At 59.2% G+C, this 26,096-nt stretch carries 20 protein-coding genes and 1 pseudogene; 9 read left to right on the top strand and 12 right to left on the bottom strand.

What is annotated here, in order from left to right:
* Nucleotides 1-58: 58 nt before the first annotated feature.
* Nucleotides 59-1,150 (bottom strand): TadA family conjugal transfer-associated ATPase, encoded by a 1,092-nt coding sequence (locus tag AC6CHP_RS02980; protein WP_498228118.1) that lies wholly within the window; start codon nucleotides 1,148-1,150, stop codon nucleotides 59-61.
* A 682-nt stretch (nucleotides 1,151-1,832) separates the two neighbouring features.
* Here AC6CHP_RS02980 and AC6CHP_RS02975 point away from each other — a divergent pair.
* From AC6CHP_RS02975 to AC6CHP_RS02965, 3 genes and pseudogenes are all read left to right on the top strand, one after another.
* Nucleotides 1,833-3,890 carry a lysozyme gene (locus AC6CHP_RS02975; RefSeq protein ID WP_498228117.1) on the top strand — a complete coding sequence of 686 codons (2,058 nt, stop codon included), beginning with the start codon at nucleotides 1,833-1,835 and terminating at the stop codon, nucleotides 3,888-3,890.
* Between the two features lie 92 nt (nucleotides 3,891-3,982).
* Nucleotides 3,983-4,360, top strand: a pseudogene (locus AC6CHP_RS02970) (transposase); the annotation flags it as partial.
* Between the two features lie 239 nt (nucleotides 4,361-4,599).
* Nucleotides 4,600-5,100 carry a GNAT family N-acetyltransferase gene (locus tag AC6CHP_RS02965; protein WP_498228116.1) on the top strand — a complete coding sequence of 167 codons (501 nt, stop codon included), beginning with the start codon at nucleotides 4,600-4,602 and terminating at the stop codon, nucleotides 5,098-5,100.
* Between the two features lie 116 nt (nucleotides 5,101-5,216).
* Here the strand turns inward: AC6CHP_RS02965 and istB are convergent, their stop codons facing one another.
* The 7 genes from istB to AC6CHP_RS02930 form a co-directional block, all read right to left on the bottom strand.
* Nucleotides 5,217-6,035 carry an IS21-like element helper ATPase IstB gene (gene istB, locus AC6CHP_RS02960; RefSeq protein ID WP_498228115.1) on the bottom strand — a complete coding sequence of 273 codons (819 nt, stop codon included), beginning with the start codon at nucleotides 6,033-6,035 and terminating at the stop codon, nucleotides 5,217-5,219.
* A complete protein-coding gene (gene istA / locus AC6CHP_RS02955) occupies nucleotides 6,032-7,708 on the bottom strand; it encodes an IS21 family transposase (RefSeq protein ID WP_498228114.1) in 1,677 nt (558 codons plus the stop codon). Before istA ends, istB begins: the two co-directional genes overlap by 4 nt.
* 258 nt (nucleotides 7,709-7,966) lie before the next feature.
* A complete protein-coding gene (locus AC6CHP_RS02950) occupies nucleotides 7,967-9,220 on the bottom strand; it encodes an oligosaccharide flippase family protein (RefSeq protein ID WP_377193845.1) in 1,254 nt (417 codons plus the stop codon).
* A gap of 15 nt (nucleotides 9,221-9,235) precedes the next feature.
* Nucleotides 9,236-11,416, bottom strand: coding sequence for a glycosyltransferase (locus tag AC6CHP_RS02945; protein WP_498228113.1), 2,181 nt, complete (start codon nucleotides 11,414-11,416; stop codon nucleotides 9,236-9,238).
* A gap of 12 nt (nucleotides 11,417-11,428) precedes the next feature.
* The gene (locus AC6CHP_RS02940; RefSeq protein ID WP_498228112.1) at nucleotides 11,429-12,850 is read right to left on the bottom strand and encodes a sugar nucleotide-binding protein; all 1,422 of its coding nucleotides are present in this window, start codon (nucleotides 12,848-12,850) and stop codon (nucleotides 11,429-11,431) included.
* A 3-nt stretch (nucleotides 12,851-12,853) separates the two neighbouring features.
* Nucleotides 12,854-13,852, bottom strand: a complete 999-nt coding sequence (rfbB, locus tag AC6CHP_RS02935; RefSeq protein ID WP_498228111.1) for a dTDP-glucose 4,6-dehydratase — start codon at nucleotides 13,850-13,852, stop codon at nucleotides 12,854-12,856.
* Nucleotides 13,853-13,917: 65 nt separating this feature from the next.
* Nucleotides 13,918-14,667, bottom strand: coding sequence for a glycosyltransferase (locus tag AC6CHP_RS02930; RefSeq protein WP_498228110.1), 750 nt, complete (start codon nucleotides 14,665-14,667; stop codon nucleotides 13,918-13,920).
* Between the two features lie 239 nt (nucleotides 14,668-14,906).
* On the opposite strand from AC6CHP_RS02930, the gene AC6CHP_RS02925 reads away from it, so the two are divergent.
* The 6 genes from AC6CHP_RS02925 to AC6CHP_RS02900 are packed head-to-tail and all read left to right on the top strand — an operon-like array spanning nucleotide 14,907 to nucleotide 20,810.
* A complete protein-coding gene (locus AC6CHP_RS02925) occupies nucleotides 14,907-15,659 on the top strand; it encodes a glycosyltransferase family 2 protein (RefSeq protein WP_188727776.1) in 753 nt (250 codons plus the stop codon).
* A complete protein-coding gene (locus AC6CHP_RS02920; RefSeq protein WP_188728216.1) occupies nucleotides 15,659-16,045 on the top strand; it encodes a DUF2304 domain-containing protein in 387 nt (128 codons plus the stop codon). Before AC6CHP_RS02925 ends, AC6CHP_RS02920 begins: the two co-directional genes overlap by 1 nt.
* Before the next feature lie 2 nt (nucleotides 16,046-16,047).
* Nucleotides 16,048-16,944: a glycosyltransferase gene (locus AC6CHP_RS02915; RefSeq protein WP_498228109.1), complete on the top strand. Its 897-nt coding sequence runs from the start codon at nucleotides 16,048-16,050 to the stop codon at nucleotides 16,942-16,944.
* A 35-nt stretch (nucleotides 16,945-16,979) separates the two neighbouring features.
* The gene (locus AC6CHP_RS02910; protein WP_498228108.1) at nucleotides 16,980-17,852 is read left to right on the top strand and encodes a glycosyltransferase; all 873 of its coding nucleotides are present in this window, start codon (nucleotides 16,980-16,982) and stop codon (nucleotides 17,850-17,852) included.
* A 55-nt stretch (nucleotides 17,853-17,907) separates the two neighbouring features.
* The gene (rfbA, locus tag AC6CHP_RS02905) at nucleotides 17,908-18,771 is read left to right on the top strand and encodes a glucose-1-phosphate thymidylyltransferase RfbA (protein ID WP_377193907.1); all 864 of its coding nucleotides are present in this window, start codon (nucleotides 17,908-17,910) and stop codon (nucleotides 18,769-18,771) included.
* Nucleotides 18,772-18,827: 56 nt separating this feature from the next.
* A complete protein-coding gene (locus AC6CHP_RS02900; protein ID WP_498228107.1) occupies nucleotides 18,828-20,810 on the top strand; it encodes a DUF6541 family protein in 1,983 nt (660 codons plus the stop codon).
* 347 nt (nucleotides 20,811-21,157) lie between these two features.
* Here the strand turns inward: AC6CHP_RS02900 and AC6CHP_RS02895 are convergent, their stop codons facing one another.
* The 4 genes from AC6CHP_RS02895 to glf are packed head-to-tail and all read right to left on the bottom strand — an operon-like array spanning nucleotide 21,158 to nucleotide 25,967.
* Nucleotides 21,158-21,883, bottom strand: coding sequence for an ABC transporter ATP-binding protein (locus AC6CHP_RS02895; RefSeq protein ID WP_377193829.1), 726 nt, complete (start codon nucleotides 21,881-21,883; stop codon nucleotides 21,158-21,160).
* On the bottom strand, nucleotides 21,884-22,765 hold the full coding sequence (locus tag AC6CHP_RS02890; protein ID WP_498228106.1) for an ABC transporter permease: 882 nt from the start codon (nucleotides 22,763-22,765) through the stop codon (nucleotides 21,884-21,886).
* Nucleotides 22,762-24,783, bottom strand: coding sequence for a glycosyltransferase (locus AC6CHP_RS02885; protein ID WP_188727765.1), 2,022 nt, complete (start codon nucleotides 24,781-24,783; stop codon nucleotides 22,762-22,764). The genes AC6CHP_RS02890 and AC6CHP_RS02885 overlap by 4 nt, the downstream gene beginning before the upstream one ends.
* Nucleotides 24,780-25,967 carry a UDP-galactopyranose mutase gene (gene glf, locus AC6CHP_RS02880; protein WP_188727763.1) on the bottom strand — a complete coding sequence of 396 codons (1,188 nt, stop codon included), beginning with the start codon at nucleotides 25,965-25,967 and terminating at the stop codon, nucleotides 24,780-24,782. Before glf ends, AC6CHP_RS02885 begins: the two co-directional genes overlap by 4 nt.
* Between the last annotated feature and the right edge of the window lie 129 nt (nucleotides 25,968-26,096).

Genomic DNA, 26,096 nt, shown 5'->3' with positions numbered 1-26,096 from the left:
GCGACGCCACAGATTGTTTGCCATTACATCTCCGAAACCGGTGACACGGTGTTTTCGGTCACGGTCCCCGGTGACCGATGGCGTTATTCCATGTGCTGTGCGGGTTCAGACTTCTGGCGCAGGATCGAAGAGGCCTTGTCCTTGGCGGGTACACCTCGACACCCAGATGTTTCGTTGACTGAACAAGCCAGCCACGTCCTCCACGTACACGCTTTTCTGTACGTGTCGCTTCGTGGGCAGAATTTGCGTGCACGGTGCACATGCCGGGAAGCCCGCTGTTTAAGGCAATGAGCATATCCAGGCTCTCCGCTTCACGGACCTCCCCCACGACCAGGCGGTCCGGACGCATCCGGAGCGCTTCCTTAACGAGGCGGCGCAGCGGTATTTCGCCTTCGCCTTCAAGGTTTGGCTGGCGGCACTGAAGGCCGACGACGTCGCGCAGGGGAAACTGAAGTTCGAAAATCTCCTCCACGGTGATCACACGCTCCCGGCTGCCGATGCTGGCCGCCAGGCAGTTGAGCATGGTGGTCTTGCCGGCCTGGGTGGCGCCCGAGACCAGGATGTTGAGCCCGCTGGATACGGCTGCGCCAAGGAAGCGGGCTGACTGGGGCGTCAGCGTGCCCAGGTCGACGAGATGCTCGAGGCGACTGGCCTTGACCACGAACTTCCGGATATTGACGGCCCAATGCCTGCGCGTCACGTCCGGGATGACCACGTGGAGCCTGGACCCGTCGGGAAGGGCAGCGTCCACGAACGGAGAGGACATGTCCAGCCGTCGGCCGGAGCTTTTCAGCATCCGCTCAACCAGATCGCGGACCTGCTGCTCACTGAGGCTCAGCGAAGTCAGCTCGGACTCACCGTTCCGGGCCACAAAAATTTCGTTGGGAGCGTTCAGCCAAATCTCTTCAATGGCTGGATCGTCCAGGAGGGGCTGCAGGACGCCGAACCCGGCGACGGCGTCGAAGAGGAATTTGCGGGCCGCATCCAAAGGACCAATCGGAGGAAGCGGACCCATCAGCGCCCGCTCGTCGTAATCCGTTACCGCCGCCTCCACCAGCCGGCGCACCTCACCGGCCTGATGGAGCGGATCAAGCCCTCGGCGACGGATGAGCTCGCGGACTTCATCTTCGACTATTCCCAGCGCGTCCATGTGTTCCCCAATACAACTGCCGCCCCCCGGCGGAGGCAGTGCAACTGGGATAAAGACTAGGTACCAGACAGTAGCCTGCCAAGTCACAAGGATCGTCTGTGGATAACGCAGGATTGCCACAGGATCATCACATGCACCAGGAGCACCTCTGTTTTCACCAGCAACACGGTGCTATGGTGAGCGCGTTAAGTGTCAAATCCCTGTTCGGCTGATTCCTGGGGGAACCATCCGAAGCAGCAACCCAGATGAGGACTCGCAGGAGCTCCTCATTGTTTCCGGAGCCAAAATGAAGCGGAACCTGTCTCAGTCCCGTCGCCCCGTCATGAAGTCCCTCGGGATAGCCCTTCTGACTGCCTCCCTTGTGGCCGGCCCAGGTTTGGCGGGTATCGCGTCCGCCGCTGAGCCCGCTCCAACGCCGACAACGTCGTCACTGACGGGTGCTTCCTCGCCTGCTGTCGCACCCTCTCCGACGACTCCCTCGGCACCGCCGTCCCCCGAAGAAACAGCCCCCGCGGATGCACCGTCTGTTGAGCCCAGTGCCGAGGCTACGCAGTCAATGGCGGAAGCAGTTGGCGTCGGCGGGGCCGAGATGGGGCAACGGTCCGCTCGCGTCACCGCGTCGGCTCCTTCCAATTCCTTCAAGCGGCTAAGTACGGAGTCGCTGTCTACCGAAGGCACCTGGATGCCAACTTTTGGCATCCAGGGACTGGACGTCAGCGGCCACCAACCGACCGTGGATTGGCAGCAGCAGTGGAACATGGGGTCACGGTTCGCTTACGTGAAGGCCACTGAAGGTAATTACTACAAGAACCCCTCTTACAGCTCCCAATATCAGGGGTCCCGCAACGTTGGGATGATCCGCGGCGCGTACCACTTCGCCATTCCCAATTGGTCTTCAGGCGCAGACCAGGCGCGCTACTTCGTGCAGAACGGCGGAGGTTGGTCCTCAGATGGATACACCATGCCGCCAGTGCTCGACTTCGAGTTCAACCCATACGAGGGCCGGACGATCAACGGCTTCTATTTCGGCAACACCTGCTACAACATGTCCCCCTCCCAGCTCACGTCGTGGGTGCGGGATTTCGGCAACACAATGCAAACGATGACGGGCCGGTTGCCTGTCATCTACACCAACACGAGCTGGTGGAACCAGTGCCTGGGCAACCCTTCTGGTTTTGGTGACTACCCACTCTGGGTTGCGGCCTACCCCAACTCCCCCACTAACAATGCAGGACCGGTTCCGACAGCCAGCTGGAGCACCTACAGCATGTGGCAATACAGCAGCACTGGACCATTCGCTGGTGACTCCAATGTCTGGAACGGGGATTACGCCTCCCTCCAACGGTTCGCCGGCGTCCGGATGCCCGTCGGCAACTTCGACGATCTTGCGGTCAGCCGGGATGGAAGCACTGTCTCGCTTCGGGTACGCGGCTGGTCTGTCGATCTGGCTAACTCGCCGGCGGCGAACGAAGCACATATTTATGTCACCGGGCCCGATGGGCGAACGACAGGTTACCCCTGGAAGGCGAATGCATACCGGCCGGACGTTGACAAGTCGTTCGGCTACGGGTCCTCCCACGGTTTCGACGGCAGCATCGGCATCGCTACTTCGGGGACTTACAAGGTGTGTGCCCACTCCATCGGCGCGTTCGGCAATACTGCGCTCGGCTGCAAGAGCATCACGGCATCCGGGGTGGAAGCTCCCATCGGTTCTTTCGACAACATAGGCCAGGTTAGAACGGCCCAGAACGTCTCGCTTCACCTGAAAGGCTGGGCGATTGATCTAGCCAAACCCGCAGCAAGCACCTATGCAGATACATACGTCACGGGCCCTGACGGAGCCACCACGGGATTCCGCATGACCGCCAATAGTTCCAGGCCTGACGTAAATGAAGTTACCGGTCTGGGCTCGTCACACGGTTTCGACTACCAAGTACCCCTAAAAATGGCTGGAACATACAAAGCCTGCGTTTATGCAATCGGGCAAAACTCAAATGTCCTTCTGTCGTGCAAGACACTTACGGTGGCTCCAAGTCCGCCGCCCATTGGCAGCTACGACGCCCTTGCCCTGAAACAAACTCCTAATGCCGCGTCTCTACAGCTGACGGGCTGGGCGCTTGATCCCGCTCTGCCTGCCAGCAGCTCGTCCGTAAGTGTCTACTTGGTGTCCAAAGACGGCTCAGGCGGTGCCAATCCAGGCACCGTTTTCAGCGCAAACCTAAAGAGGCCGGACGTGAACGCTGCGCTGGCAACAGTCGGCGATCATGGTTTCCAGGCCTCGATTGCCATCAGCGCCGCCGGTAGCTACACGGCATGTACTCAGGCCCTTGGGGCTGCGCCACTTTCCACTGGGCCGACACTATTGGGCTGCAGGGACATCACCGTCAACTCCACACCACCCACAATGGGGCATTTGGACAGCGCCGCCGTGCAGGTTTCCAACGGTCAAGCTTCTCTCGTGTCACAGGGCTGGACGTTGGATCCGTCGTTTCCGGGCTCATCCATTCCAGTTCACGTTTATGTCAAGTATCCAGACGGAAGCACACGAGGTTACCCGTTTACTGCTAGCGGCAGTCGCCCAGATGTAAACAACGCGCTGCAGACCATTGGAAACCATGGCTTCGTCACTGCTGTGCCTATATCGGCGCGAGGCCAATATAGCGTTTGCGCCTACGGGGTCGCGGTTTCTGTCTTCAGTACCAACAACTCGCAGTTGGGTTGCCGGTCACTGACGTACTAGTCATAGCTGCCAAGGCTGTCGTCAATAGTTCCCTCCCATGCGTGCCTTTGTGGCGGCGCCCCTTTGACTTCGTGGTGTCGAAGCCAAAGGGGCTCACCGCACTGTTCGCCGACCACGCCCACGTCGAGATCGAGGCGACCTGGGGCATCTATCAACGGATGATCGCCGCCTACTTGCACGACGACCGACGCAAAGGTCGCGAGCTGATGGTCAAGCTGATCCACTCGATCAGTGGCGGCGTCCCCAAGGCATTGGCCGAGATCACCAAACTAGGCCGGACCCTGGAGAAGCGCGCCGCCGACGTGCTGGCCTACTTCGACTGGCCCGGCACCAGCAACGGACCGACCGAGGCGATCAACGGCCTCCTGGAGCATCTGCGTGGCTCCGCATTCGGGTTCCGCAACCTGACCAACTACATCACCAGATCGCTGCTATACGCCGGCGGATTCAGGCCGCGACTACACCCTCGGCTGCGAAGAGCCACCCACCCTTTGAAACCCTCAGAAGCGCAGAGCCGATCGACGCACGCTAAAATTGCGGAGAACGTCGGCGAGGGCTGCAACGGTGATGAGGAACTCCTCTTCTGGGCGACCCCTATGACTATGTCAACCTTTTTTGGCCCCAGCATGACGGTTATTCCTGGCCCCACTGAGGAAGCTTCGGGTGACGGCTAACGGGCCCTGGATACGCGCTCGAATAGAGTGGTCAGATGCCAAAGCCGCAACCCACTGCCCGACTGCAGTTCCGCGAAATGACTCATGCCGACCTGAATAACATGGCCTCTCTGCTCGGAGACCCCGAGGTGATGCGTTTTTATCCCGCTCCTAAGTCAACGGCGGAAGCCGCAAGCTGGATTCAGTGGAACCAGGCCAATTATGCAGAGTACGGGTACGGGCTATGGGTGGTCGAAACACATGAGGGAAAATTCGTCGGCGACTGTGGCCTGACCTGGCAACTGGTAAATGGAGTACGGAAGCTTGAGGTCGGATACCACGTGCGATCAGACCTACAGGGCCAGGGCTTTGCAACAGAGGCAGCCACGGCTTGCCTCAATTTCGCGGAAGAACATACTGAGGCCACCGAGCTCGTAGCGATCATCCATCCTGATAACCGGGCCTCTGAGCGGGTAGCCGAGAAAATCGGAATGTATCGTGTCGCTGATGATCGAGGCGGAAACATCATTCGAACAGTCCTCAGCGTGCAATTGTAGACAAGCCCAGGGCATGCCTTGCGGTGACGGATCATCCACCCAAGCATTTGGCGCCGGAGAGAAAGTTGTGACGAGGGATCGCGATCTGAACCCTGTATCCGGCCCCGTCGGCTTCTTTAGCTAGGTGCCTGTTGGGCTATGGTGCGGGCGAGGCGGTATGAGTCGGTGCCGGTTTCGATAATCGTGCCGTTGAAGGTCAACCGGTCCACGATCGCGGCGCAGAGGCGGGGGTCGCTAAAGGTTTTCGTCCAGCCGGAGAATGATTCATTGGAGGCGATCGCGATGGAATTCTTCTCCTCTCGTTCGGTCAGGACCTGGAAGAGGAGTTCGGCGCCTCGGCGGTCCAGTTCCATGTAGCTCAGCTCGTCGATGCAAAGCAGGTCCACGCGGCCGTAGCGGGCGATGGTCTTGGCCAGGACCTTCTCATCGGCAGCTTCGACGAGTTCGTTCACGAGCCGGGTGGCGAGGGTGTACTTGACCCTGTAGCCCTTCCCGGCGGCGGCAGTGCCGAGTCCGATGAGCAGGTGGGATTTGCCGGTTCCGGAGTCCCCGATCAGGCAGAGGGGTTGTCCCTTGCGGATCCATTCCCCGGTGGCCAGGGTGTGGATGGTGGCGGGGTTGATGTTCGGGTTTGCATCGAAATCAAAGTCCCCGAGCCATTTGTCCCGGGGAAAGTTCGCGGCTTTCACTCGGCGGATCGAGGAGCGCCGGTCCCGGTCGTCGCACTCGGCCAGCAATAGCTCGGCCAGGAAGCCCTGGTAGGAGAGTTGTTCCTTCCCGGCGACGGTGAGGGCTTCGTCCAGGACCGCGCGGATGGTGGGCAGGCGCAGCCGGCGGCAGGCCTGGTCCACGGCGGCGACCGCTGCATGTTCGGTCAGGCCGCGGCGCCGGCGCAGGGTCGGGGTGATGGTGGTGGCCGGTGCGGTGGGGCTCATGAGATGTTCTCCTTCGACGCTGTTCCTGCAGGGTGTTCGGTGCGTTTGGCCAGCAGCTCGTCATAGGCATTGACTGAGGGCAGGGGCCGGGCGTCCGGCGGGAGCCCTGCGATGACGGCGGCGGGGTCCATAAGCCGGCGCTGGGTGAGACTGACAACCCGTTGCGCTTTCTCTTCAGCATTAGCATCGGGATGACGGTCGGAACTGGCCCCACCCCGAGAAGAGGTCGTGGCGTGTCTGCGGGCTTCGACCGCGACGACGTCGGCACTGACTGCGCCCACTCCCAGCGCGGCAATGATCCCTGCCTGGATGTCTCCGGCGTCCATGGACCGGTGGAGGAGCAGGACGTCGATCAGTTCGCGGGTCCCGTTGGCGTCGCCGTTGACCCGGCGGGAGGCGGCCCAGAAGGCTTCGTGGGCGGACGTGAACGTCCCGGACTCCCGCGCCCTGGCCAGAGCGGTGGAGCCGGAGAGGGCGCCGGGTTTGGTTTTGAGGACTTCGAGATAGTGATCCAGCTGGACCGACTGCCCGGACCGGGCGGCTACCCGCTGATGCCGGGCGACAACGGCACGGCCGTCGAAGACGAGAACTTCTGAGGCCCGCAGCGAGACCCGGACCTTCTGGCCGATGAACCGGGCAGGGACGGAGTACTTCACCATCCGGACCGTGATCATCGAGGACCTATCAACTCGTGGGTTCAGTACCAGACCCGGATCAAATTCCTCCGCCGGCAGCGGAGCCAGACGAGGTTGTTCGTGGTCGAAGTCCTGCCCGACGGTGCGGATCCTCTCCCTGATCCGCCGACGATCGTCCTGGGCTTCCCATACCCGGATGCGATCGTTGAGCTCATCCAGAGACTCAGCGACGGGCATTAGCGAGAGCCGGTTGCGACGGAACCGGCCCACCTCGCCCTCAACCCCGCCCTTTTCATGCGCCCCTGAGATGCCAGGCTGGCAATAAAAAGCATCAAAATCATAGAACGAACGGAACAACACCCACCGGTCATTCTCCCGGCGCTGCCGGCCCTGCCCGAACACCACCGCCGTGACAGCGCTGGTGAGATTGTCGTAACGGATGTGTTTAGTGGGGACGCCGCCCAGAACGTTGAAGGCCTCGATGTGGCCTTCCAGAAATGCTTCCTGCGCCTGCGTCGGGTAAATCCGGTGGATGGCCTTACCGGAGTGGGACAGCCGGAACACAAACATGTGGCACTTAGTCTTCACACCGTTCAGCACAACCCAGACCTCGCCGAAATCCACCTCCGCCTCCGCGCCCGGCGCATGCTCCTGGGGAACGAACACCTCAACGCGGCGTCCGGCCTCCACATCGATCTGGGCCCGGCGGACCCTCACGTAATCACGCACCGTGGAATACGACAACTCCTGCGCGCCGTGCTCCTCAATGAGCCGGGCCAGGATCCTGCATGCAGTGTGGCGCTGCTTCCTCGGCGCCGTCGTATCCTCGATCAGCATCCCATCGATCGCGCCCTTGAATGGCTCCAGCCTCCACGACACACCTCGTCTGGGTTTGCGTTCCGGAGGGGTAGCTGAGTCCAGTGCCTGCCTCACCGTTCTTCTGTGAACTCCATGCCGGACCGCCAATGCACGAACCGACAGCCCCTCAACCCGTGCGTCCCTTCGGATCCGTGCGAACAATTCCACTCTCGACTCCATCCAGACCAGCCTTCCGCCGCATCCATCCACTGATGAATCCAACGTTGAAGGTGGGGCCACAAATAACCGTCACAAGGTGCCCGGCGAGTCATGAAGCGGGGCCAGGTAGAACCGTCCCACCGGGGCCATCCAAACCTGTCACAGCCACCCCTACGATCCCGGAATCCGGACCCCTGGAAAACAGGATGTGCAGACCACAAACGCACTGGAAATGCGGGAAGGTCAAAGTCGGCGCGGGACCTTCATGGACATGACGAGTTACCCTGAAATCACGGATGGCCGGGAACCAGTACGTGGAATACGCGAAAGGTGTTTGAGGGACGGGGGCAAGATAACCAGCACCAACAGCAGTTCGCTTAGCATGAATCCGGCAGCTACTCCCGTGGCTCCGAACATCTGACCGAGCAGATACATGGCTACAACACCCGACAATGCTCCAACGGCCGTCCCGGCAAGAACGAAACGGGTCTTTAGGGACGGGACCAGTATGTTTCTGATCAGGGGCGTTGACACAGACACGGCAAAGAAGGCACCACCGTAAAACCACATGGTAAGTGAATCAGCTTTGACGGCCTCACCGAACAAAATTTCGGTACCGAATTCACCCAAGAGTCCCAGTCCAAGCATTCCAAATAACCCTAGAACCGAGTGAGCGCCAATTGCTCCCATATGTCGCCGCCTGGGGCTCTCCGCGGCAGGGTCTAGAGTCCATGCTTGCAGAGTATTTCCGAGTGTTGTCACCGTGATAAGCGCGAAGCGGTAAAGCTTGTCAGAAGAGGCGACGCTACCGGCGACTGACGCACTCCCTGTTGCTCCTGCCACTGGCACGGGAGCAGATACGTATACTCCACCAAGGGCGTCGATACCTGCTACACCCAGCCTGGCCCGCAGGCCACGGAGGATTTCGGTAAAACTCCGCCCCACATAAAGCGAGGGCCATTGGAACTTCCGCTGTACCGCAATCGGGCCCACAATGGACGACAATATCCACAGGACAGGGTACGACCAGAGTGATTGGGTGATGAAGATGAGCACAGCCGCCAACAGCGTGGCTACCAAGCGGGGAAACATCTCATAAAGAGCGAGTCCCCTGGGATCTCCAGCACCAATAAAAAACCAGTTGGGCGTCAAGCCATTTAGGCAGAAAGCAAGCGCCATGGCTACCGTAAAGGGTTTGTAACCCTCCGCACCTAAGGCCCACGAGATAACACCAGCTACCGGGAGAACAACTGTAGAAAGAAGTAGCCGCTCGCCCAGCGACTCGGCCCACAGCTTGTGCCTAAAAGCCTCGTCACTTGATTTTGCAACTAGGGCGGGGCCGAGGACATTCCAGCCGTAGGTGATAACAATGCTTCCAAAAGTGCCAACCGCCTGCCCAACAGACAAGCTGTACCATCCGTCTACTCCACCGACGCGCGCAGCAATGGGCAATAGGAGCAAGGGGGCAAGAGTTCCCACCAACGGCACGAATGTGAAGCCTGCGAAACGCTTTAGCAGTAAAGTCCTGCTCATTGGGAGGACCAACCCCTAGGCCCCACGGGTTACCGCTGCCTCAAAATTAGCTGCCGCCTTCGTTGGGCTGTTTTCTCTCATGTCAGACAGACCTCGTGCGGCTAACTTCTCAGCCAGCTGGTGGTCATTGAGAAGGAGCTCAATGTTTTGTTCAAGGCCGGAAGCATCACCCACGGGAGAAAACAGAGCACCGTTTTCCGCATAGGCCCTCACGCCACCAATATCAGTGGAGACCACTGCGCATCCGCTGGACATCGCTTCTGCAGGCGGCAGGTGCCAACCTTCTCCGTCGCTGGCGCAGAGATAAAGTTTGGATGATTGATACGCAGATCGAATCTCCGCTTTAGTCGGATTCTTGATGTACTTCACGGCCGAGTGAAGAGAAATGGGCCTTTCACCCGTACCGAAAGTTATAGCGCGGACTCCTGATTTGTTGCTGACTTGCGAGTTCAGAACCTGGACCACAAGGTCCGCCCTCTTCCAGGGAACATCGGAAATCATGGCACAGATGTCGTAGGCACGTTCGCTGAGCGGAGGCCCCGCCGGGAATTCCTCGGGGTCGATACCGTTCGGAACGAGATCGCATTCCTCCCCCAATGACCTCATGTGGGCTTGCAGCCAAGGAGCGATAACGATTTTTCTTATGGGGAGTTTCCAAGTCGCATCAATAAATTCAGGTTCAGCCGACCAGTCCTCATAGTGTTGGATGAAGTAGGACGCAGGAATTCCCTGCCGCCGCGCTGCTTTTTCAACAAGCTTCGCCGTCTGAACTTCCGTGGCCACGAGGTAGTCAGTCCTGGGCAGCATTGCGGGCATCAAATAGGGCAGCGTATAGGATCGGATCCTCGTGTCCAAGTCCATCCATTTCGGCTTGCGAAACGGGCGCAGCCCAGAAATGACGGATGAGATAGGTCGCCGGAAGTCTTTGTCCCGGCGCTTGGCGCCCCACAGAAGTAATGCGTGAATCAACGTCACCTCATATCCCCGCCCGGCCAGGAAATTCGCGTAGCCGTAAACCACTTTGTAGCCGCCGATAGGGTACTTACTGAACCCGGGGAGAACAATCGCTATCTTTCCCCGATAGGACGACGTGGCACCCAAATTTGATCCTTGGGACTGCTTCTTATCGTTCGGCACTTCTCTCCGTAATAGCTTGGTCAACAACACATTCTTCTCAGCTTTCCCAGTTTTGCCTGGGCGGGTCTCCAAGCGTTTGCCACGGTTGATCAACTCCAGTGGCATGCCCGCCAGGAACTCTACGAAACAGGGCACGGCGATATCCCCTCGCTGCAGCCCTGTGACCAGGGTCCTCAACGTCGTTGTCCACCGATGTCCGCTTTGGAAAGGAGCAATGCCTGCTTCAAATCCGTGGACAGGTCGCGTGACCCGCGCAGAGAGGGTGTCCGCCATCACCTTGCGCCACCCGAAGCTCAACCCATGCGCTGTTTTCAGGATCGAAATTGGGCTTGCGCTGCCTTCATATTTTCTGGAAAGAGCAACCAGGTGTTGGAAGGAGGCAAAAATGCTTTTCTGTGCGCCTACCTCGCCCAACACGTTTCCTCCGTGTTGTACGTAGTCTTGGATAACGTCACCCAGCACCGCGACTCCCCCCGAGGATTTCGCACAGACCGCCAGCCAGTGGTCATGAACCTGGGAGACAGTGTTCAGCCGCGGAAAAGGCAGCGCCAAGTCCAGCAAATCAGACCGAAAAAGCGCCAAGCTGCCTGTCACCTGGTTCTGGGCCAGCAGCGCGTCGAGGTCAACATTCTTCCTTTGGGTGGAGGAGGTGATCACTTCATTACCGGGAAGTCTGATCACCCGTGCTTGCCCGGACACGAGGCTTGCGTTCTGCAGGTGCGGAAGCATCACCTCAAGCTTGGATGGATACCAATAGTCGTCCTGGTCAGAAAGCGCCACCCATTCGGCTTCGGAAGGGACATTCCGAAGTGCCCGCTCGAAGTTTCCGAAAAAGCCCAGCCTGTCATCGAAGCCAATGACCTGGAAGCGCTCGTCGCCAGGCAACTCGTGGTCAACGAAGTCGCGGATTTGCTCTGATCCGCCATCTGCCGAGATGACGCACAGAAAGTTCGAATGAGTCTGTTGCTGAATTGACCGCAACTGGGCAGCGAAGAGCTTCAGGTCAGGCTGATAAGCCGCGAGTGCGACCACGCCGAAAGAATTGGCATCAAAGGGCATGAGGTCTTACCGCTATTCCGCCAGTACCTGGCCGAGGTACGCTTTCAGGGCATCCCGGGCAGGTCGGGGCTGGAAACCAGACACCTTAATCTTGCCGAGATCCAGAGCGCTGTTGAGTGGTCGAGGAGCTGCAGACTTGCCGCGGAAGTATTCCTCCGTACTGACACCTGTAACGGCGTCACGCCCACGCCCCGACAGCTCGAAAACATCGCGGGCTACCTGAGCCCACGACTGCGGTTCCCCGTCATTGCTGAGGTTGTACGTTCCGTACTCTGCCTCTGACTCCAGCAGATGTCGGATGCCCGCTGCGATGTCTTCGGTGAAGCTGAGCCGGCCAACCTGGTCGTTGACCACGGACGGCTCTATGCCTCGGCCAGCGAGGGATGCCATGGTCCGCACGAAGTTGTTGCCCTCACCGATAACCCAGCTGGTCCGCACGATGTAGTGGCGGGGAACCACGCTGACCACGGCGTCCCCTGCGGCCTTGGTCTGGCCATACACACCCAGAGGGGTGAAGGGTTCGGTTTCGCCATGGCTCTCCCGGGCACCATCAAAGACGTAGTCGGATGAGACGTGCACAAGGGTGAGGTCATGTTCGACGGCGGCGCGGGCCAGCCGAGCGACGGCGGCAACGTTGACGGACCAGGCGGCCGCCCTGCCCTCCGCCGTTTCCGCAGTGTCGACCGCGGTGTAAGCGGCGGCATTGATGATCGTGGAGTAGTTCTTCCAGTTCCGCTCCAAGAAGGACGCTTCGCTGTCCAGATCGAAGCCGGCGCGCCCGGCAAACTCAACAGTTGCGTCTGCGTCGTACAGTTTCCGCAGCGCCTTACCCAACTGACCGTCTGCACCTACAACGAGGATCTTCTTGGGCGGCATCGGTACAACATCCGAGAGGCGGGGGTGCGCCTTGTCCTTCTCGGACAGTTCTGCTTCCTCCAGCGGCACTGGCCAGCTGATCGCCGCAGTCTCGTCCGCGAGGTTCAGGAAAGTGTATTGGCCCTGGGCATCCGCTGACCAATGGTCGTTGACCAGGTAGGTGTAGGCCGTGTTGTCTTCCAAGGTCTGGAAAGCGTTGCCCACGCCGCGCGGAATGAAGATCGCCTGGCTGGGGTCCAGTTCAGCGGTGAAAACTGCACCGAACGACGGGCCCTCGCGGAGGTCCACCCATGCGCCGAAGATCCGCCCGGTGGCCACCGAGATGAACTTGTCCCACGGTTCGGCGTGGATGCCGCGCGTGGTTCCGGCCTTCTCGTTGAAGGAGACGTTGTTCTGGACGGGGCGGAAGTCCGGCAGCCCGAGGGCCACCATCTTTTCCCGTTGCCAGTTTTCCTTGAACCAACCACGGTTGTCGCCATGCACCGGCAGATCGTAAAGGACGACGCCGGGAATCGGCGTTTCGTGCGCGGTCAGCTTTTTCGAGAAAGCGATCTGCATCGTCTACTGGCCCTGTTCCTTGTACTTGGCTTCGGTCTGGGCCTTCTGCGGGCGCCACCAGTTTTCGTTCTCGCGGTACCAAGCGATGGTGTCCTCGATGCCGGCGTCGAAATTGGAAAACTTCGGTTCCCAGCCGAGCTCGTCGCGGAGCTTGGTGGAGTCGATGGCGTAGCGCAGGTCGTGGCCCGGGCGGTCCACCACATGGTCATACGCGTCCGGGGCCTGGCCCATGTGTTTCAGGATCAGTTCAACAACGTCCTTGTTGTCCTTCTCCCCGTCGGCTCCGATCAGGTAGGTCTCGCCGATTTTTCCCTTGGCGATGATGGCCAGTACGGCCGAGGAGTGGTCGTTGGCGTGGATCCAGTCGCGAACGTTCTCGCCCTTGCCGTAGAGCTTGGGCCGGATTCCGTCGATCACGTTGGTGATCTGGCGCGGGATGAACTTCTCCACATGCTGGTATGGGCCGTAATTGTTGGAGCAGTTGCTGATGGTCGCCTGCAGCCCGAAGGAACGGACCCAGGCGCGGACCAGCAGGTCAGAGCCGGCCTTCGTGGAGGAATACGGGCTGGACGGGTTGTACGGGGTCTGCTCGGTGAACCGCTCCGGGTCATCCAGTTCCAGGTCGCCGTACACCTCATCGGTGGAGATGTGGTGGAAACGCTTGTTGTGCTTCCGCGCGGCCTCGATCAGCGTGTACGTGCCAATGATGTTGGTATCCAGGAACGGGCGGGGATCATGCAGGGAGTTGTCGTTGTGTGACTCCGCCGCGTAGTGGACCACAACGTCTGCCTGCGCAACCAGTCCCTCCACCAGGCTGGCGTCAACGATGTCGCCCTGCACGAACGTGAACCGTTTCTCTGGCAGCCCCCGCAGCGACTCCAGGTTCCCCGCATACGTCAACTTGTCCAATACCGTGACATGGTCGTCGGTATTTTCCAGAACATAGTGGACGAAATTGGAACCAATGAAGCCGGCACCGCCGGTGACAAGGAGATTCTGCATTGTGCCAGCTTACCGGTTGCCGAGTGGGCGTTTGGCGGGATCCCGTCATGCGGTCCAGGGGTAGATTACCGTTTTAGCCGCCGCCTAGCCTCCAGGATCAGCCGCGCGAGCATAACTCGCGCGGCAATGATCCGGCCAAGCGAACGGAATCCGGCGGGGGTTTCATTGCTGTCGTGCAGCCGCCTTAACAAGGTGGATTTTTCCAAGTGCGTAATTGATCTCGAGAGATTGCCGCAGATAGCCAGCCAGAGATCGTGCGACTCGTGCACGTAGGAAGGAATCGGAGTGAAGACGGGCACCATGTCCCGCCGGAATGCCATCCCGCATCCATAGTAGGCGCGGTAACCGATCATCACGCCAAGCAGATTTGCAATGGGTTTCCTGTCCCATGCGGAGAGCAGCCGCGGAATCCATGGCCGCGGACCGCCACCAAGCATTTCAAAGTTCGAGGCAACAACTCGGGCTGACTCCAGGGCTTCGACCATGGCTGCGACCCTTCCCGGGATCCAGACATCGTCCTGGTCTGAAAGGAAGATGTACTCGCCCCGGCTTGCTGCGACCGCCGCTTCGAACGAGCGGACGTACCCACGGTTCTGCGGACTCTCGATGAGCCGGATCCTCGGGTCAGTGATCGAGCGGATGACTTCGATGGTGTTGTCCGGGGATGCATCGTCGACGATGACAACTTCATCGTTCGCGCCAAGCTCCTTGAGTATGGACTGCAGTTGCTCCGCGATATATGGCGCGCCGCGGTAGCTTGCCATGCAGACGCTGACTCGGATGGCATAAGGCGGTAGAGGCTGATCGCTCGTCATGAACCCGACACTAACGGATTCGGGGATTGAAGCATTACTGGAGGAATTGGGCCGGCACCTTCCGGGCGCTCGGCAGCAAAGCTGCGGACGGGACCGACTCGCTCGTACCGCCATGCTCGCGCTAGGATGCGAGACGCTGGGACGCTGGATCCGTTTAGATGACAGCCCAAGATGCCCGCACTGTCCGCGCGGGGCCCCGGTTCGGGCCCCAATCGCAGCGTTGATATAGTTGGGATAATATGCGCAATTTGGAAAACAACCGTGTGCTTGTCATCATGCCGGCGTGGAACGAGGCTGATTGCGTAGGGGCAACTGTGGCCGAAGTGCTGACCCTCGACGAACCCTACGATGTGCTGGTGGTGAATGACGGCTCCACCGACGAGACCCCTCGTATAGCGGCGTCCGCGGGCGCTACAGTCCTCAACCTCCCCTTTAACCTTGGAGTTGGCGGCGCCATGCGGGCCGGGTTCCGGTACGCCCAGCGCCTTGGATACAGTCAGGTTATTCAAGTTGACGCGGACGGGCAGCACGATCCCAGAAACATCCGAGAAGTACTCAACGGCCTGGAATCAGCGGACATCTCGATTGGTGCCCGTTTCGCCAATCGCGGAGATTACACGGTGAAGGGTCCCCGCAAATGGGCCATGAAACTTCTGGCCTCTGTCCTCTCCAAACTGGCCAAAACGACTCTCACGGACGTCACCTCGGGCTTCCGCGCAGGCAACAGCAGGGCGATTGTCCAATACCTTGACCACTACCCGGCGGAGTACCTTGGCGACACGATCGACTCCTTGGTGGTAGCCATTCGTTCCGGACTCTCAGTCACGCAAGTGCCGGTAGAAATGCGCCCACGGCAAGGCGGAACTCCCAGTCACCATCCCATTAAGGCGGCGGTGTACCTGGGGCGCTCGTTCTTTGCGCTGGCGTTTGCGCTGACTCGCCGGCGGTCCCACGTGGCATTGCCACTTCAGACAATGGCAGGACAGAAATGATGCCGAACATCGCCGCTTTTCTTCTGGCTCTGGCAATTGTCGGGCTGGTAGCTGAGATGCTCCGCCGGAAGAAACTGCGCGAAAAATACGCAATATGGTGGCTCGTCGTTGGAGTCGCCACGCTTGTTCTGGCTGCGTTTCCCCAGCTTCTGGTGTATATAGCAAGGGTCGTTGGCGTCCAACTGCCTTCCAACCTTTTGTTTATCCTCAGCATCCTCATGCTTCTTGGTGTTTGCCTGCACCTTTCGTGGGAAATATCCGTGGTAGAGGAGGAAACCCGTGCCTTGGCGGAGGAGGTTGCAATACTCCGCATCCAGGTGGAGCGGCTTACCGGCCTATTGCCGGTCAGTGGGGGTAACGGCAGCCAAGATCCGGAAGGTCAGTAGCAGTGACTGAGACCTCCTTGGATATTTTTGTTCCATACTGGGGCGACCCCGATTACATGAAGCTGACTGTCGACAGTGTCTTGGCGCAGACTAACCCACGTTGGTTCCTCACCATTGTGGACGACGCCTACCCGGATCCGACCATTGAGGAATATGTGGCCGGAATTGCGGACCCTCGGATCACTTACTTTAAGAAGCCTAAAAACGAAGGCATCACTGAGAGTTTCAGGACGTCCATTCAGATGGCGCGGCAAGAACTGGTTGCGGTGGTTGGTTGCGATGACGTCCTCCTGCCCAACTACGTGAAAACCGTTCTGGAAGCACACGACGCCTATCCGGACGCCGACATTATCCAGCCGGGCGTACGCGTCATCGATGCGGCAGGCCAACGCGTGAAGACCCTCGTGGACACTGTTAAACAACGGATCCTCAAACCCCGGTCTACGTCACCACTCTTGCTTTCGGGCGAGAAGCTGGCCAGCAGTCTCCTGCACGGCGACTGGCTGTATTGGCCCTCGCTCACCTTCAAGACCGACTCGGTGCGAACAGTTGACTTTCGTGACGAATTCCCCATTATTCAAGACCTTGCCCTCATTGTGGACATGATCCTGCAGGGAAGATCTCTGCTGCTGGTGCCGTCGGAAAGCTTCGCATACCGCCGACACACGGAAAGCGCATCCTCGCGGCTCATTGTGGATGGGTCTCGCTTTACCGGCGAAAGAGACTATTTCTCTTTGGCCGCGCGCCTTGCCCGTGCTCAGGGGTGGCGACGGGCGGAGTTGGCTGCGCGGCTGCATCTCACTTCCAGACTGCACGCTTTGTCGCTGATACCTGCCCTGCTGAGGTCCCGCGACAGCGGCGCTTTTCGCACCATGGTCCGTCACGGGCTGGGAACATAATGGGCAGGGCTAAAAGTACAGTGACGGCTGCCGTCGTGAGCACCTTCAATCCTCAGCCCAACCTCATTCGAAACTGTCTCGCGCTCCTTGAACAGTGCTCCGAGGTGGTAGTCGTAGATGATGGAAGTACTTCCCCTGACGAAGCTGTCTACGCTCAGCTGGGCGCGCTTGGCTGTGTCGTTCTGCGCCTCGAGAGCAATATGGGCATCGCCGCGGCACTCAACAAGGGCGTTGAAGTGGCCCGCTTGCGTACTGCCGCTCTTGAATTCGTACTGACTATGGATCAGGATTCACTCGTACCGCCGGGCTTCGTTCATGCTCTTGAACACGCTGCTGCCGCTGCTGCCGCTGCTGGGCTTTCTGTTGGAATGGTTTCGCCCGGCAAGGTCAGCGGATTGCCAAGCCGGCCACTAACAACACATAAAGGCGTGGTCATCGGTGATGAGCCAGTCCAATCAGGACTACTGATACCCGTTGCTTCCCTGGACAAAGTGGGCCAATTTAACGAGAAGCTGTTTATAGATGGCGTCGACAGTGAGTTCTACCTGCGGGCAAAGGCCAACAAGCTACTTTGCATCATTGCCCCCGGACCCGAACTGGTTCATTCACTGGGAGCCATGGTTCCGGCCAGAATCGGCAGTTGGCATCTGAGGCGGGGCCGCAAACCTCTGATGGTGAGAACAGCAGCGCCTTGGCGCTACTACTTCATCGTCCGTAACCGCGTCCTGCTGGCCAGGAGGTTCGCGCTTCAGGAACCATACTGGAGCATGAGAGGGCTGGTGCTGGACTTACGGCACCTGTTACTGGTGAGCGTTCTGGCACCGGGTAGACGTGAACGGCTCTCCTACGCCCGGCTTGGCCTTCGTGACGGCCTCCTGGGACGCAGCGGTCCACGACCAGAACAGTAGGCCTCGTGCAACTGCCGTTTTGGCACTGGATGCAGAGTGGTGAATGATTGAAGCCATGCGTGGAATTATTCTGGCCGGCGGAACTGGATCGCGGCTGCACCCGATCACCCTTGGCATCAGCAAGCAGCTCGTCCCGGTGTATGACAAGCCAATGATCTACTACCCGCTGTCCACACTCATCCTCGCGGGAATCAGGGATATTCTCATCATTACCACTCCCCATGACGCAGACCAGTTTCAGCGTCTCCTGGGAGACGGGTCGCAGTTCGGCATCAATCTGACCTACGTGCAGCAGCCCTCCCCCGATGGCCTTGCCCAGGCTTTCATTTTGGGTGCGGAACACATCGGGGACGAAACTGTCGCCCTCGTCCTAGGGGACAATATCTTCTACGGCCAAGGGATGGGCACGCAGCTCCGACGCCATGCGAACATAGACGGCGGCGCCGTGTTTGGCTACTGGGTAAAAGATCCCAAGGCCTACGGAGTCGTTGAATTTGATGATGACGGCAGGGCCCTCTCGCTCGAAGAAAAGCCGGAGAAGCCAAAGAGCCACTACGCGGTGCCCGGGCTGTACTTCTACGACAACAACGTTGTGGACATAGCCAAAAGTCTCAAACCTTCCCCGCGCGGGGAGCTCGAAATTACGGACGTCAACAGGATTTACCTTGAACGAGGCAAGCTTCAGGTTGAGATCCTCCCACGCGGAACCGCGTGGTTGGACACCGGAACATTCAACGACCTCAGCGACGCATCGAATTTCATCCGCACTGTCGAGAACCGTCAAGGTCTTAAGATCGGGGCTCCAGAAGAGATTGCTTGGCGCCAGGGCTTCCTGACCGACGACGAACTCCGCTCCCGGGCAGAACCGCTTGTCAAGAGCGGTTACGGAAGCTACCTCTTGGGCCTTCTGGAGGACTAAGGTCCGCGGCGTGAGCCGCACCTGCCGTCTACCTGCCGTCTTTCCGTGGAGTCTTCATGAGTTGGTTTTCTGTCATTCCCATGGCCGCCGTATGCTTAGCCCTGCTGTTTCTGCCTGGCACGCTACTCATCCTGGCTCTCGGCCTTCGCAACCCTGCCTTTATTGCTGTTGCTCCCCTTCTGACAGTAAGTATTGTGGCCGTCACCGCCATATTGACACCATATTTCGGAGTGGACTGGTCGGTCCTGCCAGTAGCAGTTGCATCACTGTCGCTTGCCGCAGTTTTCCTTGCAGCCCGAAGAATTCCGAAACTACGGCAGCCGCACCAGCCATGGCGGACCGCCATCGGAAGTTCCAGACGGATGCTGGTTCTCGCAACAGTGGGCTTTGCTCTCGGCGCTGTCTCGATAGGGCTGCAGTTGCGCGCGGCGTTTGGCCGGCCTGAGAACATCTCCCAGACCTTCGACAATGTCTTCCACCTGAATGCCATCCGTTACGTCCTGGAGACTGGAAACGCCTCTTCGATGACGATTACGGGGATGACCAACGGCGACAATCCTCCATACTTTTATCCCGCTGCTTGGCATGGCTTGGCATCGCTTCTTATACAAGTAACGGGCCTCCCCTTGCCAGTCGCGGTCAACGTACTCAACCTTTGTGTCGCTACAACCGTCTGGACCCTGGGCTGCATGCTCCTGGTGAGGTCGATAATGGGCTCAAACGCCTATGCCATCGGCGCGGCAGGCGTTCTGGCAGCCGGCTTTGGATCCTTTCCCATCCTGTTGCTGGACTTTGGGGTCCTGTACCCGAACTTCCTGTCTGTAAGCATGCTTCCGGGAGCACTGGCCTGCGTAAACGTGTTTTTCGGAACAAGTATCTTTGCGAACGTTGGCCCGCTTGCAAGGTACTCGCTGGCCCCACTTTCAGCCCTCGGCGTTGCCGTCGCTCACCCTAACGGTGTGATGTCTTTGGCAGCCATGTCTGTTCCAATCCTTCTCGCTGCCTTTACAACCTTCGCGATAAGGCAGCGTAGGGCGGGTAGGCCAGCAGGCGTAACGATCCTCGCGGGCGCGGGACTGCTGATAATTCTCGCCATTATTGCTGTCCTTTGGATGTACGTTCGTCCACCGGCCGCGGCCGCAACGTGGCTGCCCGTACAGACTCCCGGACAGGCAGTCGGGGAGATTCTGACAAATTCCGCCATGCAGCGGCCCCCAGCTTGGCTTGTCAGCGTCCTCGTCATCGCAGGCCTAATTTATGTCTTGAAGCGTCCTTCCTCTGCATGGCTTTCCGCTTCCTTCGCGGTCATTGCGGCACTCTTTGTCATGGTTTCCGCTGGCCCTGCAGGGACGCTTCGCGACACTCTGACCGGAGTCTGGTACAACGACAGCTACCGCCTAGCCGCACTGCTCCCGGTGGCCGGGGTGGCCCTGGGAGCTATCGGTGCGGCGTGGGCCATTCAATCACTGCAGAACCGCATCACATCGATTTCCCAACAGACTGCCTTCACTTCCACACTGCGAACACCGGTTGCTATGTACACTGTTGGACCCCTTGCCTTCTTGGCTATGCTGGGAATCCTCCAGGCACCACCAATGCTTACGCCGGTCCGGTCCGCACAAGCGAATTACTCAACATCGCCTGACTCCCCCTTGGTCAGTTCCGATGAAATGGCTCTGATCGAAGAACTCGATCAGTATGTACCGCCGGAAGCCACTATTGCGGTCAATCCCTGGACCGGAGGTGCGATGGCGTTTGCCATGGCCGACCGCAACACAACATCCAAGCACACACTCACAACGTATACAAAGGCCACCGAACTGTTGAACGACAAATTTCGGGAAGCAGCAAGCGACCCGGCCGTATGCCCTGCTGCGCGCGTCAACAACGTTCGCTTTGTACTGGACTTCGGGACCCGGGAGGTCCATGGGGGAAACCACGGTTTCCAAGGGCTGCAGATTCCCGATGCGACACCGGGGTTCGAGCTTCTGGCCCAGCATGGCGAGGCCAAGTTGTTTGAGGTTACCGCCTGCGACTGACGTCGACGTATCGCAGCCGGTTCCAGGGCCTGCCTCACCGTCCTCTTGTGAACCCCGTGCCGGACCGCCAGCGCACGAACCGGACAGGCTTCAACCCGGGCATCCCTTTGGATACGTGCGGACAACTCCACTCTCGACTCCATCAAGACCGGGCCTCCGGCAATCCATCCACTGATGAATCCAACGTTGAAGGCGCGGCCGCGAATAACAGTCACAAGCCACTGGGCCATCTTTGCGCAATAAGCACGCGCTTGAGGGCGCCAGGGCGCACAGAACCAAGCTAATGCTGCAGGGCCTACAGCGCGTTCGCACCCATGAACTGAGGTTCTTTGCTCCTGCGGCCGGGATCAGGACCGCAGAAGAGCAACTGCTTCATGAATGGAACCATCAAACTTGACGTTGCCGTGCTCCAACAGAATCCCACGCTCACAAATCCGGGACACAAGATCGAGGTCGTGGCTTACCACGACGAGAGTCTTCCCGTCGCGGGCCAGTTCCTGAATCTTGTCTATGCACTTCCGTTGGAACGGCTCGTCGCCGACAGCAAGGATTTCGTCAATCAGGAATACTTCAGGATCGGTGTGGACAGCTACCGAGAACGCCAGCCGAAGGTACATCCCCGAGGAGTAGAACTTCACCTCAGTATCGATGAACTGACCAATTTCCGAGAACTCGACAATGTCATCGAACCGGTCCCTGACCTGCTGTTCGGTCATTCCCAGAATGGCCCCGTTCAGGAAGACATTGTCCCGGCCGGAGAGGTCCGGGTGGAAGCCTGCCCCGACCTCAATGAGGCCGGCTACTCTCCCCCTCGTCCTCACAGATCCCGTATCCGGCAGCATGACACCCGAGATGTGTTTCAGCAATGTAGACTTCCCGGATCCATTCAACCCCAGGAGTGCCACAGTTTCACCGGTCTTGATCTCGACAGTGACGTTCTTCAGGGCATGGAACTTCTCCGAAAGGTCGCCCTTGCGGCCTTTCACCAGCCACACCACTGCTTCCTTAATGGAGCGGGTGTGGCGCAGCACGAATTGCTTGCTGATATCCGTGACTTCGATTGCGTTGACCACTTACAGCTCCTGCGCGAAACGGCCCTCGAGGCGCCGAAAGGTGAATTGGCCCAACGTAACTACTGCCAGTGCGACCGCGAGGCCAACTGGCAGCCACAGGCTAAAGAGATCAGGGGGCATCGCAGCCGTGCCGTCCGTCGTGGGGAACCAGAAGGCGTAGTGGAACAATTCGACCCCGATGGTGATCGGATTGGCTTGGTAAACGGCGAACCATCCTGAGCCCAACTTCTCGTGCACCATGGTCCAGGCGTACATAACGGGCGAAGCCCAGGTAGCCACCATCAACAACATGTCCACGAGGTTTTCCGAATCGCGGAAGTAGACGTTGGCGGCTCCGAAGAGCAGCCCCAAGCCCGTAGCGAGCAGCCCTACGATGAGAAATCCGGCCACAGCAGCAAGCAACTGAACGAAGTTGGGTTTCCATCCGGCGATGACGCAGCCGGCTACGAGCACCACCAACTGCGGGAAAAAGTGGACTGCCGACACCCATACGGAAGCCACAGGAAAGAGTTCCCGCGGCAGGTAGATCTTCTTGATCAGGTTCCCGTTATTGACGATCGACCGCGCAGCGTTACCCAGAGCTTCAGAGAAGAAATTGATCAGAACTATGCCGGAGAAAAGGTAAACGGCGTAGTTGGCCAGCCCGTCGGGATTTCTTGGGCTGCGCTCCAGCCCTAGAAAAACGCCCAGGGCCACGTAGAAAACGACGAATTGCACTCCAGGCTTGACGTACGACCACAACAGCCCGAGAACGGAGCCGCGGTAGCGGACCTTGAGTTCCTTGCGCACCAACAGCTTAAGAAGGAAGCTCGACTGCTTTATGTCGCGCAGACCGCTCCCCAGCCCAGGCGTGGTCAGTTCGCTTGGAGAAATTGCGCTCACTTGATCTCGTTCTGGGTGTGCTGCTCGAACGTCTTCCTCCAGGACTCAATGGAGGTGAGGTCGTGCAGGGCAGCCTTGTATTTCTTGCTGAGTGCGGGCCACTCCTTGAGGAGGGTAGCGTGAACCCGAGCGCTTTCCGCCAACATTTTCCGGAGCTGCTGTGGATCGCGCCGGTACCAGGACGCACCGGTTCCTTCGGCGTTCGAGACGACGGCACTGTCGTACTGTGCCATGCGCCACCAACGGTTGTCCTGGTGGGCAACCGTGGTTTGGGGCCGTTCGGCAGTGCTGCCTTTGACAGGGCTTGCCAACTGCCGGACAACGGTCTTGGCTGCCCACGGCAACAACGTGATCTTTGACGGCTGCGAAGGTCCATGACCGCGGCGGGGCGGCTTGTCCATCTTTGGCGAGGGAAAGTCCTCCGGATCCGGACGGAAGACAGAGTCCGAGTGTCCTGACATCATCTCGCGGATCTTGGGCAGTTTTGTGTCAAGCAGGTCCGGCAGCGCCGACGGGCCCTTAAGGACGTCTTCCAGCGCCCATTGACGTCCCTCTGCTGTTGCGTATTGCATCGACACCAGATGCTTTACGTCGGCGTACTGGGATTCCTTGATCACACGGCCGCCAAATTCGTAGGGGCTGTGCAGGAGAGCCGCCACCACCCGGTTCCTGGCGTGGAAGTACGCCTGCCATCCGACAAGGTCGTCCTTGTCAATCCAGGAAACATGCCATACGGCGGAGCCGGGAAGCGAAACAGTCGGATAACCGTGGGCCTTGGCCCGCAGGCCGTATTCAGAGTCGTCCCATTTGATGAACAGCGGAAGCGAAAGTCCTATCTCCCGGATCACCTGGGTGGGGATCAGGCACATCCACCAGCCGTTGTAATCTACATCGCAGCGGCGGTGCAGCCAGGACGTTTGACGCAAATTCGAGGACATGAAGTCGTGACCCAGAATCATGTCCTCGCTGGGCAGGGACGGCTGGAACCTATACGGGTTCACAATCTCGCCGAAGGTGTGCAGCACAGTTCGGTTGTACAGGTCAAACATGTGGCCGCCCACGAGGGTGGGCGTCTTGCAGCGATCGGCGAAGGTCAGGAGTCGAATGATGCTTTCAGGTTCGACGACGACGTCATCGTCCATGAGCAGGACGTAGTCGCTGCCGTTTTCCACCGCTTCAAACATGCCCCGGGCGAACCCGCCGGACCCGCCGAGGTTGGTCTGGTTGATAATGCGCAGTTTCCCGTTCAGCGACTTTTTGACGTCGTCGAAGCCTTCTGCCTCGGAAAGCTTCTGGGTGCCTTGATCGACGATGAGGATCTCTTGAACATGCTCGAGCGCTTCCTCGGCCTCGGCAAGCAGGCGGAGATTGTTGAGGCAAAAGTCAGTCTTGTTAAGAGTGGTGATCTGAAGAGTGACAGATCCTGGTTTGCTCTCCGCAGCGGGCCCCTGCCACTCGGCGTCGAGCATAATGAGCGGCTCCGTGCCGGCGAGAAGGTCAAACCAGTACCAGCCGCCGTCACCGAAGGGCGCGAGGGAAAGCTCGAAGTGGTTGTCTGCAATCCCCTCGACACGGCGCGTGTCCACGCGCTGCAGAGAGCCCCGGGCATTGGACTTATACACGATGACTGAACCCGTGCCTTGAGTCCGGACCTGGAGTCGAATCTTGTCCACGGTCGTCCAGCGCCGCCAGTAGCTGGCGGGGAATGCATTGAAGTAGCTGCCAAACGATACCCGCTCGCCTGCACGCACGGACGTCGAATGCCGGGAAAGGAAGTCCTCAACGTGGGCTTCCTTTGTCGGGCTGCTAATAGTCCGGGCACTCGCAGGCTTACCGTCCCGGTCACCCACGGTGGGCAGTTGAATGCCGGTGGCAGTCCCCATATCCATGTAGAGGGGGACCGTGTCCATCTGGCTTGCACTCGGGAGTATCACCCGCTGCAGTGTGTCCCATCGTTCAGAGGCAACCCTGTCCGCAGCAGCCGTCGTGTTCTTTGGGCTTTTGGTTGAGACACTCATGCGTCCACGCCTCCGCTTTCGAGCTCTGCGCCGCTTTCATAATGCGGCCGGATCTTGTTGTCGAACATGCTTAGCGCCGATCCGATGGCCATGTGCATGTCCAGGTACTTGTAGGTGCCAAGCCGGCCGCCAAACAGGACGTCTTTCTCTGCGGCAGCGAGGTCGCGGTACTTGAGTAGGCGCTCCCTGTCGGCGGAGGTGTTGACTGGGTAGTACGGCTCGTCGCCCTTTTCGGCGAAGCGTGAGAACTCACGCATGATGACGGTCTTTTCCGTCTGGTAGTCGCGCTCCGGGTGGAAGTGGCGGGGCTCGATAACCCGGGTGTAGGGGACGTCGTCGTCGTTGTAATTCACCACTGACGTGCCCTGGAAGTCCTCGATATCGAGGACTTCCTCCTCGAAGTCAATGGTGCGCCACGAGAGGTCGCCCTCGGCGTAGTCGAAGTAGCGGTCAACCGGCCCGGTGTACACGACGGGGATGTTGCCGACAACCTTGTTCTTGCTGTACTCGTGCGACTCGTCGAAGAAATCGGTATTCAGCCGCACGTCGATGTTCGGGTGTTCTGCCATCTTTTCGATCCAGGCCGTGTAGCCGTTCGTGGGGAGGCCCTCGTACTTGTCGTTAAAGTACCGGTTGTCGTAGTTGTAACGCACAGGCAGCCGGGAGATGATGCCGGCGGGCAGGTCCTTGGGATCCGTCTGCCACTGCTTGCCGGTGTAATGCTTGATGAACGCTTCATACAAAGGCCGCCCGATGAGCTGGATTCCCTTGTCGTTGAGGTTCTGGGGATCAGTTCCAGCAAGTTCGCCGGCTTGTTCCTGAATGAGCTCCCTCGCCTGGCCGGGGGTGAGGTTGGCGCGGAAGAACTGATTAATGGTGGCCAGGTTGATTGGCAGGGAGTAGACCTCGCCCTTGTGCACGCCGTACACCTTGTGGACGTAGTTCGTAAAGGTGGTGAACCGGTTGACGTACTCCCACACGCGCTCGTTGGACGTGTGGAACAAGTGCGCACCGTACCGGTGCACCTCGATGCCGGTCTGCTCTTCCTTCTCGCTGTATGCATTGCCGCCGATGTGGTGGCGGCGGTCGATGACGACGACCTTCAGGCCGAGCTCGGTAGCGGCCTGTTCTGCGATTGTCAGGCCAAAAAAGCCGGACCCTACAATGACGAGGTCAGCGGTCACAAAATCTCCTGGTTTGAATGCGGGCAGCGCAATGGTGCGCATTGTCTGCTGCTCTAGCCTACCCGAGTGATTGTGGCGCCCGTCGAATCGGGCTGCTGTCACCCCTCGTCTCACTGGGCAGTGCTGGGG

The sequence above is a fragment of the Pseudarthrobacter sp. GQ63 genome (assembly GCF_059758765.1).
Note: the sequence above shows the minus strand (reverse complement) of the source record. Positions and strands in the feature narration are given on the sequence as shown.